This window comes from Streptomyces sp. NPDC040622, from assembly GCF_055593965.1.
The window spans coordinates 141,435-156,940 of sequence record NZ_JBVIXD010000015.1; the positions used below are offsets into that span (position 1 = coordinate 141,435).

15 protein-coding genes and 3 pseudogenes are annotated in these 15,506 nt (G+C 68.8%); 8 read left to right on the plus strand and 10 right to left on the minus strand.

The window, feature by feature from the left end:
* Positions 1-97: 97 nt before the first annotated feature.
* From ACZ592_RS35335 to ACZ592_RS35345, 3 genes and pseudogenes are all read right to left on the minus strand, one after another.
* Positions 98-388: pseudogene (locus ACZ592_RS35335) on the minus strand (transposase); the annotation flags it as partial.
* Positions 389-622: 234 nt separating this feature from the next.
* Positions 623-1,153 carry a VOC family protein gene (locus ACZ592_RS35340; RefSeq protein WP_471585806.1) on the minus strand — a complete coding sequence of 177 codons (531 nt, stop codon included), beginning with the start codon at positions 1,151-1,153 and terminating at the stop codon, positions 623-625.
* 1,320 nt (positions 1,154-2,473) lie between these two features.
* Positions 2,474-2,889 (minus strand): annotated as a pseudogene (locus ACZ592_RS35345) (transposase); the annotation flags it as partial.
* A gap of 450 nt (positions 2,890-3,339) precedes the next feature.
* Between ACZ592_RS35345 and ACZ592_RS35350 the strand changes: the two are divergent.
* The gene (locus ACZ592_RS35350) at positions 3,340-4,830 is read left to right on the plus strand and encodes a hypothetical protein (protein ID WP_471585807.1); all 1,491 of its coding nucleotides are present in this window, start codon (positions 3,340-3,342) and stop codon (positions 4,828-4,830) included.
* Between the two features lie 154 nt (positions 4,831-4,984).
* Here the strand turns inward: ACZ592_RS35350 and ACZ592_RS35355 are convergent, their stop codons facing one another.
* Both ACZ592_RS35355 and ACZ592_RS35360 read right to left on the minus strand, forming a co-directional pair.
* Positions 4,985-6,217, minus strand: a complete 1,233-nt coding sequence (locus ACZ592_RS35355; RefSeq protein ID WP_471585808.1) for a glycosyltransferase — start codon at positions 6,215-6,217, stop codon at positions 4,985-4,987.
* A pseudogene (locus ACZ592_RS35360) lies at positions 6,214-7,013 on the minus strand (MerR family transcriptional regulator). Before ACZ592_RS35360 ends, ACZ592_RS35355 begins: the two are co-directional and overlap by 4 nt.
* Positions 7,014-7,441: 428 nt before the next feature.
* On the opposite strand from ACZ592_RS35360, the gene ACZ592_RS35365 reads away from it, so the two are divergent.
* Genes ACZ592_RS35365 through ACZ592_RS35375 form a run of 3 tightly spaced genes read left to right on the plus strand, consistent with a single transcriptional unit; the run spans position 7,442 to position 8,329 of the window.
* Entirely contained in the window at positions 7,442-7,564 is a 123-nt protein-coding gene (locus ACZ592_RS35365; RefSeq protein ID WP_471585809.1) for a hypothetical protein, read from the plus strand.
* 43 nt (positions 7,565-7,607) lie between these two features.
* Positions 7,608-7,976 carry a hypothetical protein gene (locus tag ACZ592_RS35370; protein ID WP_471585810.1) on the plus strand — a complete coding sequence of 123 codons (369 nt, stop codon included), beginning with the start codon at positions 7,608-7,610 and terminating at the stop codon, positions 7,974-7,976.
* Positions 7,973-8,329 (plus strand): hypothetical protein, encoded by a 357-nt coding sequence (locus ACZ592_RS35375; protein WP_471585811.1) that lies wholly within the window; start codon positions 7,973-7,975, stop codon positions 8,327-8,329. Before ACZ592_RS35370 ends, ACZ592_RS35375 begins: the two co-directional genes overlap by 4 nt.
* On the opposite strand, the gene ACZ592_RS35380 is transcribed toward ACZ592_RS35375, so the two are convergent.
* From ACZ592_RS35380 to ACZ592_RS35390, 3 genes are all read right to left on the minus strand, one after another.
* A complete protein-coding gene (locus ACZ592_RS35380; RefSeq protein WP_471585812.1) occupies positions 8,280-8,723 on the minus strand; it encodes a transposase in 444 nt (147 codons plus the stop codon). The two genes, ACZ592_RS35375 and ACZ592_RS35380, sit on opposite strands and share 50 nt — an antisense overlap.
* A gap of 501 nt (positions 8,724-9,224) precedes the next feature.
* On the minus strand, positions 9,225-10,343 hold the full coding sequence (locus ACZ592_RS35385) for a serine hydrolase domain-containing protein (protein ID WP_471585813.1): 1,119 nt from the start codon (positions 10,341-10,343) through the stop codon (positions 9,225-9,227).
* Between the two features lies 1 nt (position 10,344).
* A complete protein-coding gene (locus ACZ592_RS35390; protein WP_471585814.1) occupies positions 10,345-10,902 on the minus strand; it encodes a hypothetical protein in 558 nt (185 codons plus the stop codon).
* A 95-nt stretch (positions 10,903-10,997) separates the two neighbouring features.
* On the opposite strand from ACZ592_RS35390, the gene ACZ592_RS35395 reads away from it, so the two are divergent.
* Complete coding sequence (locus ACZ592_RS35395; protein ID WP_471585815.1) at positions 10,998-11,624, plus strand: TetR/AcrR family transcriptional regulator C-terminal domain-containing protein; 627 nt, start codon at positions 10,998-11,000, stop codon at positions 11,622-11,624.
* A 152-nt stretch (positions 11,625-11,776) separates the two neighbouring features.
* On the opposite strand, the gene ACZ592_RS35400 is transcribed toward ACZ592_RS35395, so the two are convergent.
* Entirely contained in the window at positions 11,777-11,935 is a 159-nt protein-coding gene (locus ACZ592_RS35400; protein WP_471585816.1) for a hypothetical protein, read from the minus strand.
* A gap of 14 nt (positions 11,936-11,949) precedes the next feature.
* Positions 11,950-12,639 (minus strand): nitroreductase, encoded by a 690-nt coding sequence (locus ACZ592_RS35405; RefSeq protein WP_471585817.1) that lies wholly within the window; start codon positions 12,637-12,639, stop codon positions 11,950-11,952.
* A 123-nt stretch (positions 12,640-12,762) separates the two neighbouring features.
* Between ACZ592_RS35405 and ACZ592_RS35410 the strand changes: the two genes are divergently transcribed.
* The 3 genes from ACZ592_RS35410 to ACZ592_RS35420 all read left to right on the plus strand — a co-directional run bounded on the left by ACZ592_RS35410 (position 12,763) and on the right by ACZ592_RS35420 (position 15,198).
* The gene (locus ACZ592_RS35410) at positions 12,763-13,356 is read left to right on the plus strand and encodes a TetR/AcrR family transcriptional regulator (RefSeq protein ID WP_471585818.1); all 594 of its coding nucleotides are present in this window, start codon (positions 12,763-12,765) and stop codon (positions 13,354-13,356) included.
* 94 nt (positions 13,357-13,450) lie between these two features.
* Positions 13,451-14,269, plus strand: a complete 819-nt coding sequence (locus tag ACZ592_RS35415) for an alpha/beta fold hydrolase (protein ID WP_471585819.1) — start codon at positions 13,451-13,453, stop codon at positions 14,267-14,269.
* A gap of 146 nt (positions 14,270-14,415) precedes the next feature.
* Positions 14,416-15,198, plus strand: a complete 783-nt coding sequence (locus ACZ592_RS35420) for a class I SAM-dependent methyltransferase (RefSeq protein WP_471585820.1) — start codon at positions 14,416-14,418, stop codon at positions 15,196-15,198.
* Positions 15,199-15,506: the final 308 nt, after the last annotated feature.

The following is a 15,506-nucleotide window of genomic DNA, read 5'->3' on the forward strand; positions in this document are numbered from 1 at the left end:
CGATCCTGCCAGCGCGGGCAGGCCGAGGCGATTACCTCTGACGTAGGGCAAGCGCATCGTCAAGATCCACTTCTGATACACACCCTAGAACCGTGTCCTACATGGTGAGGCGGACGAGCCGCTCGGAGCAGCACAAGGCGGCGGCTAGTCCGAGAAAGGCCAGCTAGTTGCAGGGATTGCGCTCGTAGCGCGGACCGAGACGCCGGTAGCCCGACAGCCAGGACATGGTCCGCTCGATCACCCATCTGCGGCGGCCGAGCCGTTCGCTGGATTTGATTCCCTTGCGGGCGATACGCACGCCGATGTGCTTGCCCCATAGCCATCTCCGCAGGTGGGGGATGTCGTAAGCCTTGTCCGCATACAGCCGCTGGGCCTTGAAATATCGGCTGGCGCGCCCCGGCCACCGAGACGCGGAGCCCGGCACCCGTACGCGATCCGGACTGGGCCGCCCACCGCTCCCGGCAGGAGCGCGAGCGGACGGAAGGTCACCGACTCACTTACTGGCACTCGACCCGCCAGGGCCTGTCCGTTGGGTGGATGGCCAGCCGGGCCTCGATTGCTCGGAGTCGTGGAGCAAGCCGGTCGGCGCCATCGCCGGGGCGGGTCTGTCCGGTGGCGGGGATCAGCGCCAGTGGTTGTTGCTGGTGTGGTCACCGGCGAGCCAGCGGGCGAGGTCGGCGTGGGCGGTGGCGCGTCGCTCGGCGTCGATCTTCTCCACCTCGGGGTGGTCGACAGCGAATTCCAGGATGAGCCCGTTGGGGTCTGTGACGTACAGCGAGACACAGAAGCCATGGTCGAGCACGTGGGCGTTCGAATCGGTGTAGTCGGCCGAGTTGATGCGCTTAAGTATGGCTTCCTGAGTCTCCTTCTCGACCTTGAAGGCGATGTGGCGCAGGGGGGTGGAGTTGAGGTCCGTCTTGAACTCCTCCTGGTCCTTGGGGTCGGCGAACTGGAAGAAGGCCAGAGCGCTGCCGTCGGCCATGCCGTAGAGGGCGTGACTGTAGGCGCGTTCGACCCCGGCGAGCACCTCGCGTTCGGTCCATGTGGCTACCAGGGGCAGGCCGATGACGTCCTCGTAGAAGTGCCGGTTAGCCTCCTGGTCGTCAGTGATCCATGCGTGGTGGTGAAGGCGGAGCGGCAGGGTCTGGCTCATGCGGAGTCATCTCCATTGATCGGCTGGGGTGTTGAACCGGAAACCGGGGCGGTCTCCGCTGTCTCAACCAGCATGCCCTCTACACCGGTTGAAGGTTAAATTAAAATGAGCCATTGTTCACGCGCCGGAGTGTCGGCCTCCGGGACGGGAGATGGCGGTACTGGCGCTGGGTCAGGGCGGCGCTCCAGGAATGCAATGGCGCCTGAGTGGACCCTCTGCGCGGCGCGGTCGGGGGTCTGGAGCGTAAGGACTTCACCCCGGGGGGTGCAGCACTGTCCCGCACCAGCCCCGCAGCTCGGCCTCGAGCGTGACCGGCACCGGCCCGCCGAGCGGATGGCGGCCGAAAATGGTTGAACATTAATTAATGCGAGGCGTCATCCTGCCGGAAGGACCGCGACCTGCCTCCAGCCGGGCGGCCAGACCGGGGCGGGAGCCACCGGGCAGGTCCTAGCTCCCCTTCGACAGTGCAGAGCCCGGACCACGCGTTCGGGTCTTCGTCGCACCCCGGGATCTTTCTTCCCGGCCGCTGCTGTCCGGGGCTCGGCTTACAACCGGGGGGAAACAGCCGTGCCCGGCAGAACGGTACGCAAGCACCTGCGCCCTGCCACTGTCCGCCCCACCCGTCCAACCCACACCGAAAACAGCACCCATGACCAACCGTCAGCTACCCAGGGCAACACCCGCGCCGATCACCACCACGCTGAACACGCCCACCCTGGGCCGGTCCCAGACCCCACAGGGACGCCCTCAGGCAGAGAACCGCAGCAGGATCGCAGCACCAACTGATGGACAAGTCCCGCACCAACCCGCCCGACTGGCCCAGAGCCCTGCGCCACGCGCTACCGAAGCCCTGGGAGCAACGGCCCCGGCCGGGCAGCACGGAGCGGCCCGGCCGAGACCTGCCCGGCCCCGGCCTGCGCCGCGGGCGTCGACCCCGGGCGACACGTTCCCCACCATGCCGAGCACGTCGCCCCCGTGCCGAACGCCGCCACGCCTTCAAGCACGACATCAGCGCGCGTGAACGCCCGCATGTGATGCGGGAGGTCGAGCGCGCCACCGGCTCCAGCTACGGGTTGTGGCACGACACGCCCTCGGGATTCATCGAGGACGTTCGAGGGAGAGTATTTGGTCTCGCCAGCGGGAGATCGTCGACACCGTCCCGCTCCACAAGCGCATCGCTGTGACAGCGGGATGTGGTGTTGGAAAATGCGTAGCCATGGGGGACGCATTCCGCTGGCCGACGGTCGCACGGTAAGAGCTGAATCACTGAGGTTCTTCAGCGGTGCCGCTCCAGGGTGAGTACGGCCCTCCTCCCTGCTAAGCGAGGCCGGCCAGGATGGGGATGCCCTGGCGTTCGCAGATACGGATGATCCGGTGGGTTCGGGCAGCGGTCAGGTCATGGGCGCGACCCGGCAGCGCGGGGGAAAGCCATAGCAGCCGGCCGCCAGGAACGGTGATTACCTGCACGTTCACGCCGTGGCGGCGGTGTTTGCCGAGTAGTCCGCCCGCCCGTCACCGACGCGGTCGAACTCGGCGAGGGAGCCGTCCAGCAGAACGGAGTCCGGGTCGGCTTCGCGCCGTGTCTTGAGCCGACCCGGAGCGCGCTCGGCGAGCAGGTCGGTGACCGAGGTGGTGTAGGCGTGGGCGGTGGACTCGCTGATCCCGAGACCTGCGGCGACCTACTCCACCGTGATGCGCTCACGTAAGTACACGAGCGCCACCATCGCGCGTTGAGACGCCCCTACTCTTCTGATGGCGCTTGCTCGACTGGTTGGATCACCCCATTGGTCGGGCAGCAGCCGCATTTGGCGCGGCGCCATGAGTTCGGCTCACAGAGGTAGGGAGAGGCCATGACTCAGCGCCCAGCTGCCGCTAGTGAGTATCACCAGGGAGAGTACGGCGAGTACGCGGACCGGTCGGCGGCGCAAAACCACAGACAGGTCTCCGATCCGCAACTCAAGGTAGGGGGCTGCTTCATCACGCTTCGTGTTGCTGGAGTTCATGGATCCTCACTTCGTCGGCAAGCCGGGGCACTGCCGCAGTGCGGTGCATCCCAGCTGGTCAAGGGTTCGCCAGGTTCTCGTCGGGGCGACGCCCTCCTTGGTCGATGCTCGGGCCAGGCCCACAGCTGTCGCTAGTACGCAACTGTTGCCACCTGCTGGCAACTCGCCCTGCACAATGCCCGTATGAGTACTGACGCCGACCCGACGCCCGAACTGAAGGCTCTCCTCAAAGGTCTGTTGCGAGACACCGGACTGACGCAGCAGAGTTATGCGCGACGGTGCGGGCTCAACCCCACCCAACTCTCCAGGCTCATGAACCTTCACCAGGTTCCACAGACCGCCTTTCTGCATCAACTGATCGACGCCGCACATCGCGGCCCTGGCGGGCCCGTGGAGCAGGAAATCCAGGAACGGGCCGACCAGCTCCTGCTGACCCTCGTGGCCCAGCGGCACCCGGAACGCCGCTACGAGGAGGAGACACGGCGTCGCGACCACACCAAGGTCCAGCGCCGGGCCGAAGAACTCCAGAGTCAGCTGGACACCTGCGCAACAGACCTCGCTTCGGCCAAGAGGCAGGTAGAGCAATTGACAATGGAGAGACGGCAGTTACGTGCAGACCGCAACCGGTTTCAGCAGAAGCTCGAAGTCAGCCACACGACAGTCCGGAAGTTGAATCAGCAGCTGGACGCTGTGCTCGCCTTCCCGCGCTCCCGCCAAGAGATCGAGGACGCGGTGCGCCGCCGCTGGGAGGCGGACGCGTCCGACCGGTGCGGCGACCTCCTGCTGTCATCGGCAATCACCCTCAGCCCTCTGGCGGCACTGCGCCTCCTGGCTTGGCTCTGCACCCCACCGCATACCAGCCCCGAGGCGGATTCGATCGGCCAGACGTTCCTGGATGACTTCATGCGATGCCGGAGTGCGGAGGACGTCAGCGAAATCGGCACGGCTCTGCTCGTCGACGCCGTTCCGGGCCACCCCCGCCAGTGGGCCGAGCACCTGCTAACCGCGCTGGGGCACCGACGGCCGCTGCATGAACTGCTCGCCCAGCGGCACGACTGGATCGCCGACAAGTCGGTACGGTGGACGGACTTCTACGACCGATACTGGCTGGCCGGGTGGATGAGCGGCGACCGGCCCCTCCGGGAGCACCTGGCGATTTTTGAACCAGCTACGGAGGAGATCGCGCCCGGTGTCGTCCGCATGGCTGCCGAAGCACTACGTACTGACGCCCGCCCAACCGACGCGGCAGCGATACTCCTGTCGCTCGCTCGCGACGAGCACCCGTATGCGGAAGCTGTTGCAAAAGTCTACTTCGCCCCCGACTGGGGTCCGTTCACACATCCAGTTTCGGTGGCACCTGAGTTCTGGCAACATCTCTGCCGCTCTCACATATCCCCGGCGGCCCAAGCGACGATCATGAAGGTGGCCTGCCAGGTACTCGGCGCGCACGAGATGGCTATCATCCTTCCTTGGTTGCACCGCTGGCTCTGGGACACGGGATCAGACGAAACCGTGCTCGATGCCTTCCTCACGGTCGTGTGCACGGTCCCCGGCTCCGCACTCGCTATCCAGGAACAACTTCGCGACGGAACCGACCCAGGACGGTCCTACGTGGCCGAAAAGCTCAGGGAACTGCCGAGCCCATCAAGCGCCAGCTCTCCCCGCACCATATGAGGCTGCTGCCCGACGAACCACATGATCCAACCAGTCGAGCAAGAGCGGGAGATGAACGCCAGAAGCCCGGTCCTCCCTTCAGAGGAGGCCGGGCTGCTCACGTCGAGGCGCAGGACGCCTCTGACCTCTGAGGAGGACGAGGAACGGATTGGCGTCATCCATCGGTCAGCTGCTGGATGGCCTTGAGCGTCTGACCCGCTCCGTTCTCGGTCGTCAGATGTTGCGCCGCTTTTGCGGCGGCTCGACTGTGTGCCTGCTGCTTCACTACTTGGTGAAGTGAGTCGGCAAGCCGTTCGGCGGTGAGGGATCGGAAGGGGATCGGGTCGGTGGCGGCGCCGATGGCGGCAAGCCGCGCCGCCCAGAACGGCTGGTCCGCGGTCACCGGTACGGTGACCGCGGGCACTCCAGCACGCATCGCGGCGGCCGAGGTACCGGCCCCGCCATGGTGGACGACCGCAGCCAGCCGGGGAAACAGCAAGGCGTGCGGTACGTCCCCGATCGTGAGCACGTCGTTCCCGCCGGCGGCAAGCCCGGCACTGCCGGCTTGGAGGATCCCGCGCAGCCCGGCGCGGCGCAGGGCTTGCACAGCGATCTCGCTCAGCCGCTCCCCCTCACCGGTCGCCATGCTTCCGAAGCCGATGAGGACGGGTCGGGGTCCTGCACGCAGGAAGTCCTCCAGATCAGGAGGCAGCCGTTCGGCCGCCGCCTGATGGGGCCACCAGTTGCCCACGACCTCCAGGCCGGAGCGCCAGTCAGAGGGGCGAGGCACCAAGGCCGTGCTGAAGCCGTGCAAGATGGGCCAATTCGCCTGTTCCTGTCGTCGACGCATCTCGGAAGGGGAGGTCGGGGGCAGGTGGAGGCGGAGGCGCAGCTTTGCGACAGCCTGTTCGTAGACGCGGTCGGCCATGCGCAGCGCGAAGCGTCCGGTGGCCCGGTTGGCGAGACGGCCCAGTGAGCGGGAACCTGTGACGACCGGCGGGAAGTCACCCGTCGGTTCGGTGGGCTGGAGGTACACGCCGAGACTCGGTGTGCCTGTGGCTTCGGTGAGGTGCCAGCCGAGCGGAGCCGTGGTGGCCGACAGCAGGAGCAGGTCCGTGCCATCGTCCATCGCGTCGGCGAAGCCCTGACCCAGTTCGGTGATGAACGCGGCAGCAGTGCGCATCAGTTCACGTTTGCCTGTGACGCCGCCACGCACCCGTGTGTCGGCACGCACCCGTGTGTCGGCGGGGAGGGTGCGAAATTCCAGCCCCGCGTCGCGCACGAGGGGTGCGAAGGTGTCAGTGGTGGCGAGGATAACGTCGTACCCGGCCCGGCACAGTTCGGCGCCCAGACCCGTGTAAGGCGCGACGTCGCCGCGCGATCCGGCTGCGGTGATCAGGATCCTCATCGGTCCTCATCGGAATCGGTACGGCCACCTGCGTGGCGGTCCGCGTTGGCGTGAACCGCCTTGCCCGTGTAGGCGGCCAGGCCCGGGCGTTGCTGCGACGGCGGTATGACCAGAGCGAACGCGCGCGGATGGGCGACGAAGTCGTCCGCGATGCGCCGGTGCATGTCGGGCGGGCAGGAGGTGAACCATCGTGAGATGTGCAAGCGGTGCTCCTCGGCGAGGTCCATAACCCGCTCACCGTCGCTCAGCTCCCCCTCGTCGAAGGCCGCGAGCAGCTCCGCGCGCCAGGCGGCGGCTTCGCCCATGAGCTGACGCCAATCCTCTTTGGTGTGAGCAGCCGCGCGCGCCATCGCCTCGCGCTGTCCGTCCGAGTGCGCCCACTTCAGCTCTGCCTCGGTGGCATAGCTCAGGTCGAAGGTGATCTCACCGAAGACCTCGAAGTGTTCCTGAGGAGTCAGGGACCCCCGGTCTTCTGGACCTCCATCGCCCGTTCCGCCACCTCGGCCAGCCGCTGCAGCCTGGCGATCTCCTCATTCAGCTGTCGCTGCCGGGCCCGGAGCCGCTCCAAGGGGTTCACCTGCGGATCTTTGAAGATCGCGGCGATCTCGTCGAGAGGGAAGCCGAGCTCACGGTAAAAGAGGATCTGCTGGAGACGGACCAGATCAGCCTCACTGCAGAGCCGGTATCCGGCGTGGCTGCGGTCACTGGGTGCGAGCAGTCCCGCCTTGTCGTAATGGTGCAGTGTCCGCACCGTCACCCCGGCGAAGGCCGAGACCTGCCCCACGGAGTAGCTCATCCACCTGCCCTTTCGTCGGTACACAGCCTCAAGCCTGACGTAAGGGGAGGGTCAACTCCCGCTCGCTGGTCCTCGGAGCGCGGCCCTGCCCACCTCAAGTACTGGAGGGCCCTCCGTCCCGCCCGCCGCAACGCCGACGACCTCCTCCTGGTCCCCGAACACCAAGCCGCCCGAGGAGTTGTCCCCGCCGCGGCCTCCTCAACCAGTCGCCCGGCGCCTCGCGGTGCCGAGGAAGACCTCGCGCCTCCCCGGTGGGAGACGATGCGCCGCACACTCCATGCGCAGCGCGACACAGCAGAGGCGTGTGGCGGCCGTCGGGACGCTGTTACGGTCCCGGCATGACCAGCCGCCCGCCCCCAAGCCCTGCCAGTGCCTCTGACGGGAACTGAACTGCTCCAGGTTCAGCAGGCCGCCCCCAGGCGTCCGGGATGAGCCTCGACGCCTTCGTGCGCGCCGCGGTACTCGATGCGGCCGCGACCGCCGGCCGGTTCCGCGACGCCTTCGAGCAGGCCACGGCCACCGTCTGCGCCCGCGCCGACCAGATTCAGTAGGAGGACGCCAATTGAGTCCCGCCCGCCCCGTACGCTGCTCAACATGGCCGAACTGACTGCCCTGCGCGACGCATACGACCTTCAGCAGGTGTGTGTGGCCCCGCGCCCAGCCAGGACCTTTATGGCGCAGATCGCCGCGCACGCAGAGCGGACGGCGCATCACCCCGGCCGACGGCACTGGTCCCCCGTCGCCCAGGACGGTCCCTGGACGATGAGCCCCGCCGAGGCCCTGGACCAAGATCTCAAGCGCTGGAAGACCCTCAAGAGCGTCCCGATCCGGGGCCTGTGGCGCGTGGCCGACTTCCGCCCTGGTGAGTACGAGGAAGCCCTCGGCGAACCCCAGTCCTGGCGCCGGTCCGCCTACCGGTACGGCCCGCTCATCGAAACCACCGACGAGGACCGACGCTCATGAATCTCGCCGACATGATCGGTCCCGAGCACGCCCGTGTCGTGGCCATCCGCCGGGAGCTGGAGGCCGCGGTCGCCGCCGTCGTCGAAACCGCGCAGGTCGTCCCGGACTTCAGGCCCCTGGGCACCGACGAACTGCCCGCGGCCATCTCCGCTCTTGAATCGTCCACCGTCGACCCCGACGAAGGCGCCGCACAGTGGGTCTCCCTCGCCTTCACCGCGACCCCCGTGGACCTGCTCAAGACAGATGAGGCAGGGCGAGCGTTCGGCGACAGCGTCGCCGTCATGCGCGCGGCGCTCCAAGAGCTCACTCAAGCACTTGATGCGCTCGACCAACCCGGCGAGGGCACCACCTGACGGCCGCCGTCCGCCACCCTCGACGTCTCCAACACAGAAGAGCCGCTCCGGTGCGCCTGCGGCGTCCGGGGCGCAGCCAGGGGGACACGTCTACGGTGAGCGCGATCCGCCCATCGAAACGGGGCACCGGCAGCGAGGTCAGCAGGGCCCGCTGCCGGTCCGTGTCCAGGCGGCCGTGGTGCAGCGCACCGTACCGCGAGCCGTAGCCGCGGCGCTGCTCAGCGGTGGGTGACAACTCGACCGGTGTCCGCGCCGGTCCGTCCGCACACAGCAGTGCGTCGGTCAGTTCGAAGAACGCATCCGCCCGTGCCGACAGGCACCTGTAGAACTCCGTCCGGAAACGGGACAGGTCAGCGAACCCTTTCTCCTTGCCGACCCCTGCCAGCATGCTCATCCTGCGGCCTCCCTCGTGAATCGCGCGCCCCCGGCGCGGAGTTCAGGATCACGAGGAAGACCGACGTCTTACCCGGCGATTGCCCCTGAGAGCGACCACGGAACGGACCGGCGTTGAAGGGGCAGGCTGAGCACGGGAAGACCCGCTGTCGCTCAGGAGTCGGACTCGCACACCGCGAACACTCGCAATGTGCACCCCTCCATGGTGTCGCGGGCGCCGGCCGTCCACCCGTTGCCGTTGTCAGTGGGCCGCGATGTCGACAGGGACCCTTCCCGATCGCCCCCCGGCGCCTCCACCAGTCCGGTGGGTGTCCGATGCAGCAACCCCGGCCGGGGCACGGAGCGCGAACGCCGTGGCACCTGTCACCTGTCACCGCGGCGTGTCTCGCGACCTGGTCCTGAACCTCGCGCCAATCATCGCGGCCCTGAGGATCAAGCCCACTCGATCTGGACGAGGACGAAGAGGAATGAGAGCGGTCAACGGGCCGTGCAGGCGGCCCGGTCAGCCGTACATCGCCACGCGGTACAGGAGCGCCAGCGCGTCGTCGATGGGATGAGGTTGCGGCGTGCCGGAAGAACCGAGTCGGTTCCACCTCTGCAGATTCATCGCGACCGCCATCTGTCGCTTGCCGTCGGCCCGGGTCATGGCCAGCGTCCCGCCACCCCAGACTGTGCCGCCATGGCCCCAGAAGGTGCCCTGACCGGGACCTTCCATCGGGTGCAGGCCGAGACCGTAGTCGATCACCTTTCCCTCTTGGGAGACGACCGGAACCGTGCGCCGCATCTGCGCCAACGACGACGGGCTGACGATCTCCCCGGCCAGCAGCCTGCGGTAGAAGCGGTTGAGGTCCGCGACAGTCGATATCAGCGAGGCCGACGGCCCCACCCAGGACATGTCGAAGACGCTGTAGTCGCGCGGTGGGTCGATCATGCCGAACCATGCTTCGTAGAGCTGCGAGTGCGGCCCGTCGACATGTGGTGTGGCTGGGAATCCGGTGTCCCGCAGGCCGGCGCGCTCGATGACGTTCCGGGTGATGTGCTGTTCGGCCGTGGTGCCGGTCACTTCTTCCAGGAGCTGGACGAGGAGCAGGTAGTTGGTGTTGGAGTACACCCCTGGTACGCCACCCGGGGCGCCGACGGCCGGTGCGGTGACCCCCATCTCGATCAGGTCGACGGGATCGAACCGAGTACACCGGTGGTCGTCCAGACTCCACGGCCCGGTGTCAGCGAGGACGGGGTACGCCTTGAGGGAGGGGTAGGCGTACGGGAGGTACTCGGCGAGGCCGCTGGTGTGGTCGAGCAGCATCCGGACCGTGATCGTGTCACCGCGCCGTCCCGGGACCAGCTTCGGAAGATACCGGCCGATCGGCGTGTCGAGGCCGATCCGGCCAGCCTCGACCTGCAGCAGGACCGCGGCGGCGGTGAAGGTCTTGGTGACGCTGCCGACCCGGTGCCGCATGTCGGCGGTGACGGGGCGGCCGGTGCCGAGGTCGGCCACCCCGGCGGCGCCGCGCCAGACCTGGTCGCCGGCGCGTACCTCGGCGAACAGGCCTGGCATCCCGGCGCGGTGAACGGCTTCGATGGCAGCGTGCAGTGCCGTGCTGTCCAGAGGGCTTGTCACGTCATGAGTCCTTGTCTGTCCTGGGAGCCAGCCGTGCCAGCAGACTCCGGGTGATCGGCCGGTCGCCGAGTGCGGCTGGGCGCGCACCCCCGCGGCGCCACAGCCGTATGACCGCCGCACCCCCGACCACGCATGGCAGCAGCGTCAGCACGCCGTAGCCGACCGGCACGATGACCTCGTACTGCTCGCCGCCCGCGCTGAGGTTGACCAGCGCCACCGTCACACCGGCGCCCCAGGCCGCGGTGGCTGCGGCCCGCGCCCAGCGCCTGCCTGCCGCAACCGCACGGATCGTCAGGAGCCATAGCAGTGCCCCCAGTCCACCGGTGACGGCGAGGTAGGCGGTGATCGCGGTGCGGTCCTGGCCTACCGGCCCCGGACCCCACTGCGGGTACGCCGCGCGGACGTGCCCGGCGATGGTGTCGGCGGTGGCCGCGTCCACCAGTGGGGCGATGGCGGTCACTGCGGTCAGCGCGAGTCCGGCGTACATCGCACCGATGGGAGCGCCGCCCGGCGGGCGCGCGGCGGACGCCGCCTTCGGCGGGGCGTCAGCGGTGGTCATAGGTGTCCCTCCCCGATTCATTAAACCTACGGCGTAGATTTCACTCGGCACGTTATGTTCTACGTTGTAGGTTTGGCAAGGGACAGGAGGATGGCGTGGTGCGACGCGCACGAGGCACCTCGGCCGGGCTGGATCGCGTGAGTATCGCGGTTGCGGCAGTCGGCCTGATCGACCGCGACGGGCTGGGGCAGTTCGGGGTACGGCGGCTGGCCGACGAGCTCGGGGTGGACCCGATGTCGATCTATCACCATGTCAAGGGCAAGGCGGCACTGCTGGACGCGGCCTGCGAGGTGGTCCTGGCCGAAATGCGGATTACCGACGGCGAACCGGAAGGGTGGCAGTCCATCGCCCGCCGCACCGCCCACGCCTATCGGGACATGGCCCACCGCCATCCCCAGGTCTTCCCGCTGCTGGCAGGCCGCGCCCAGACCTCGGCCTCGGCACTGGCCGCACTGGAGCGACTGGTCGCGGCGATGCGGGACGCGGGCGTACCTGAACAGGTCACCGCGGACGCGCCATCGGTGCTCTTCGGGTTCCTCAACGGTCACCTGCTGGCGCGCACCGCGACGGAGGCCCACGGGGCCGCGGCAGTGCCGGACTTCGATGCCGATGCGTATCCGACACTGACCGAACTCGCGCCCCGGCTCGCCGACTTCGGCTCAGAGGCGGAGTTCGACCGCATGCTCGGCACCGTCCTCGCGGGCATTGCGTCAGGACGCTGACCGTGAGCCCGGACCGCCTGCACGACGGCGACATCCGTCGCCATCGGAGCTGATTCGATTCGCCCCACCGCCCGGCAAAACCTCATCCTTCACGAGGCCGGGATCGAGGACCCGGTCATCTTCGAGGAGGGTTCGGGCGCCTCCAGCCGCCTTCACCCGCCCCGGCACCCGAAGTTCCGCGAGTTGCCGAACCACTCGCGGCCGGCGACACAGTGCACATCTCCGGGATGTTCCACCTCGTACGCGGCTCCGGCCACGACCTCAATGCGCTCGACGTCCTCCACCGCGACCAGGCCGCCTTGCGCATCCATCGAACGGACAGCTCCTAGTCGTGAAACACCGTGGTCGTCTCGATCGAAGCGCGTCCGGTCTCGATCCCGTTGACCGGCGCGGCCTCGACGGCATGGCCGAAGGAGACGCCCACAAGCAGCTTTCCTCCGGTGACACCGAGTTCCGCCCGGACGGTGTCGGCGTAGAAGCTCAGCAGTCCCTGGGGGCAACTGTCCACGCCGTACGCGGTCATCGCCAGGAGCAATGTCTGCAGGTAGGCGCCGACGTCCGCGGCGAGGCGCGCCCCACCGTCACCGGACACGAACAGGAACGCGACGTGGGGCGCACCGTAGAAGCCCAGGCTCTCCGCGTCGTACGCCGCACGCGCCACGTGGTCGTCAGTGCCGATGCCCAGCGCTCCGTACAACTCGGCACCGAACGCGGCCCGTCGGGCCTGATGCACCGGTGTGTACATGTCCGGTGAGTACGGAAAGTCGACCGAGGTGCTTTCGGCGGCATGGGCCGCCCGCAACGCATCCGCCAGGCGCTCGCGCTTGGCGCCGCTCACCACCTCCACCTGCCACGGCTGCGCGTTCGAATTGGACGGCGCGGCGCCCGCCAGCGAGAAGATCGCACGAAGCGTCTCCTGGGGCACCGGGTCGGGACGGAACGCGCGCGTCGCGCGACGGCCTCGTATCAACTTCTCCGCACAGCCGCTCATCTCGGTGGGAACCGGACGGTTCATGGGTCACTCCTCGACATGCCTCGGTACGCCTCGACGTGAGGGGATGTAAACGATTGCGTTTACTTACGGAAGGGACGCTAGCAGCCGACTCCCGTCAAGTAAACGCGGGCGTATACTTCCGGCATGAGTGCGGCGACCACGACACCTCAACGGCGCGGCCGCGGCGGACGGGAGCGCATCCTCGCCGCCGCCGCCCAGCTGTTCGCGACCCAAGGGATCAACGCCACGGGCATGGAGCAGGTCGCCGACGAAGCACCTGTCTCCAAACGGACGCTCTACGCGCACTTCCGCACCAAGAGCGACCTCGTGGTCGCCCACCTCCAAGACCTCGCGGCCTCGGGAGCCACCCTGGAGAGCGCGCTGACACGCAACGGCATCGCGCCGCGAGAACGGATCCTCGGACTCTTCGGCCCGCACCCGGCGGACGCGGCACCGGTGCGCGGCTGCCCGTTCATCGACGCCGCGGCGGAGTTCCCCGACCCGGCGAGCGCGGTCCACTCCTACGCCCGCGAACAGAAGCTGCGGATGGTGGAGTTGGTCACGGCCCTGGTGGCGGAGCTCGGCTGCCGCGAACCCGAACCGCTCGCCGAGCAACTGGTCACACTCGCGGACGGAGCGGCCAGCCGCGCCATGGTGCTGGGCGAAGCGGACTACGGCCGGCATGCGCGAGCAGCGGCGGAAATCCTCCTCGAACGCGCCCTGCCCGACGGAGATTGACGGGGAGCGCAAAGGGGAGAGCCGGCGGAAGAGGCGGGAGAGCGCAGGCGTTGAGCGTCCGGTCCGCCCCCGGCCGATTTTGTACGGTGAAGCCATGCCGACCGGATCAGCCCCTGCTCCGTCCCGAGCCGAACGGGCCCACCTCACCGCCCCCGACGGCAGACGTCTCTCCTACCTCGACTTCGGGCCCGCGGGCGGGCGGCCTCTGCTCGCCCTGCACGGACACCTGGGCGAGGGTGCCGACTTCACGGACCTCGCCGGTGCGCTGAGTCCCTACGGCTGGCGGATCGTCGCGCCCGATCAACGGGGGCACGGGGACTCGGACCGGGCGGATCGGTACGGCCGGGACGGGTACCTCGAAGACCTCCGTCTGCTGCTCGCCCACGTCGGCCTCGACCGGCGTCCCCTCCCCGTCCTCGGGCACTCCCTCGGCGCCGTCAACGGCTACTACCTGGCCGCTGACCGGCCCGCGGGTGTCAGCGCCCTGATCAATGTCGACGGGCCGGCCCACCTCCCCGTCGTCGACCCCGCTCCCCTGTCCTTCCTGCTGGATCTGCCCTACACGGCGCCCACCCGCGAACAACTCCTCGCCTCCTGCGGCCCCTTGGCACCCCTGCTGGAAGGCGGTCTGCGGCGGCACCGCGACGGGTGGCGGCTGGGCTGTCACCCGAAGGACATGGCCGAATCGGACACCCTGGTCCTCGGCGATCACTGGCGCCAGTGGCTGGGCAGCGACTGCCCCGCTCTGCTGCTGCACGGCACCGCAAGCACTGTGCTCCCCTCCGTGCAGGCCCGCGAGATGGCCTTCCGGCGCCCCGGCACGACCTTGGTCGAACTGAACGCCGACCACTGGGTTCACCTGCGCCGCCCGCAGGAATCGGCGGCTGCGATCCGCCGGTTCCTCGATACGTAACCGTGAGCCTTTTCGGCACTTGTTCACGAGTCTTTCGGCCAAAGACGCCTCGACACCGCCTTGATGTGGCCGGGCAGTCCGCGTGGGGCGGCCGGGGGCGCCGAGGCGGGGTGGCTGACCCGTCGCGGCATGACTACGGTGACCGGATGGATCAGGATGAACGGCTGCTTCATTCCTCGTCGTTCGGCGCGGCGGCGACCGCCTACGCCGAGCACCGCCCGGACTACACGCGGGCCGCGGTGGAGTGGGCACTCCAGTCCGCGCCGGACCGCCCGAGCGTGCTCGACCTCGGCGCCGGAACCGGCAAGCTGACCGCCACACTCGTCGCGATGGGTGCCGACGTCGTCGCGGTCGAGCCCGACCCGGCGATGCTGACCGAGCTGCGCCGCGCGCTGCCGGGCGTGCGCGCCCTGTCGGGGAGCGCCGAGGCGATCCCCCTGCCGGACGGCTCGGTAGACGCCGTGCTGGCCGGCAACGCCCTGCACTGGTTCGACATGGCCGTCGCGGGGCCCGAGATCGCCAGGGTCCTCGCGCCCGGCGGCACCCTGGCCGGCCTGTGGAACCTCATGGACGACCGGGTCGACTGGGTCGCCGGGCTCGCGCGGGTCAGCGGGAGCGCGGCCGTCGGCCCACGTGACACGCCCGCCGGTTGGCGCGTCGCGACGGCGGACATACACCTCCCCGAAACCGACGCGGCCGCGCGGTTCGGCTCGCCGGAGCGGGCCGAGTTCCCGCACGGGCAGCGCCGCACCGCCGACTCTCTCGTCGAGACCATCGCGACGCGCGCGGGTGTGCTGGTCATGCCGGAACGGGAACGAGAGGCCATGCTGGGCCGCATTCACGGTTTCCTCGCGAACAGGCCCGAGACCGCCCGCGGCGAGTTCACTCTCCCGATGCTGACGGGGGTACTGCGCGTGCGGCGGCTGTGAGACGCCGGCCCGCTGCCCGACAGCCCTCGCGCACGGCCACCACCGTCCCGACGGAGGCGGCGGGCGGCCCGGACGCACGGGGCCACCGCCGACATCCCGCCCGGCGGTGCAGCCGGCCCACCTCGCTCACCTGCGCGCCGGTGGCCGCCGAGTTCCTCACCCACCTGTTGTGGTCGCACGAGGCGCGGCAGCCGGCCGCGTCACAGATCCAGTCGTGAGCGGTCCAGTGTTGCCGCGGAGCTGGTGATGAACTCCTTGCGCGGCGCGACGTCGTTGCCCATCAGCAGATCGAAGACCTGCTCGGCCGA

Coding starts and splice junctions, on each gene's coding strand:
- ACZ592_RS35420 (WP_471585820.1), top strand. CDS start 14,416: ATGGATCAGGATGAACGGCTGCTTCATTCCTCGTCGTTCGGCGCGGCG.
- ACZ592_RS35340 (WP_471585806.1), bottom strand. CDS start 1,153: ATGAGCCAGACCCTGCCGCTCCGCCTTCACCACCACGCATGGATCACT.
- ACZ592_RS35390 (WP_471585814.1), bottom strand. CDS start 10,902: ATGACCACCGCTGACGCCCCGCCGAAGGCGGCGTCCGCCGCGCGCCCG.
- ACZ592_RS35415 (WP_471585819.1), top strand. CDS start 13,451: ATGCCGACCGGATCAGCCCCTGCTCCGTCCCGAGCCGAACGGGCCCAC.
- ACZ592_RS35370 (WP_471585810.1), top strand. CDS start 7,608: ATGGCCGAACTGACTGCCCTGCGCGACGCATACGACCTTCAGCAGGTG.
- ACZ592_RS35350 (WP_471585807.1), top strand. CDS start 3,340: ATGAGTACTGACGCCGACCCGACGCCCGAACTGAAGGCTCTCCTCAAA.
- ACZ592_RS35400 (WP_471585816.1), bottom strand. CDS start 11,935: ATGGATGCGCAAGGCGGCCTGGTCGCGGTGGAGGACGTCGAGCGCATT.
- ACZ592_RS35365 (WP_471585809.1), top strand. CDS start 7,442: ATGAGCCTCGACGCCTTCGTGCGCGCCGCGGTACTCGATGCGGCCGCG.
- ACZ592_RS35410 (WP_471585818.1), top strand. CDS start 12,763: ATGAGTGCGGCGACCACGACACCTCAACGGCGCGGCCGCGGCGGACGG.
- ACZ592_RS35380 (WP_471585812.1), bottom strand. CDS start 8,723: ATGAGCATGCTGGCAGGGGTCGGCAAGGAGAAAGGGTTCGCTGACCTG.
- ACZ592_RS35405 (WP_471585817.1), bottom strand. CDS start 12,639: ATGAACCGTCCGGTTCCCACCGAGATGAGCGGCTGTGCGGAGAAGTTG.
- ACZ592_RS35355 (WP_471585808.1), bottom strand. CDS start 6,217: ATGAGGATCCTGATCACCGCAGCCGGATCGCGCGGCGACGTCGCGCCT.
- ACZ592_RS35375 (WP_471585811.1), top strand. CDS start 7,973: ATGAATCTCGCCGACATGATCGGTCCCGAGCACGCCCGTGTCGTGGCC.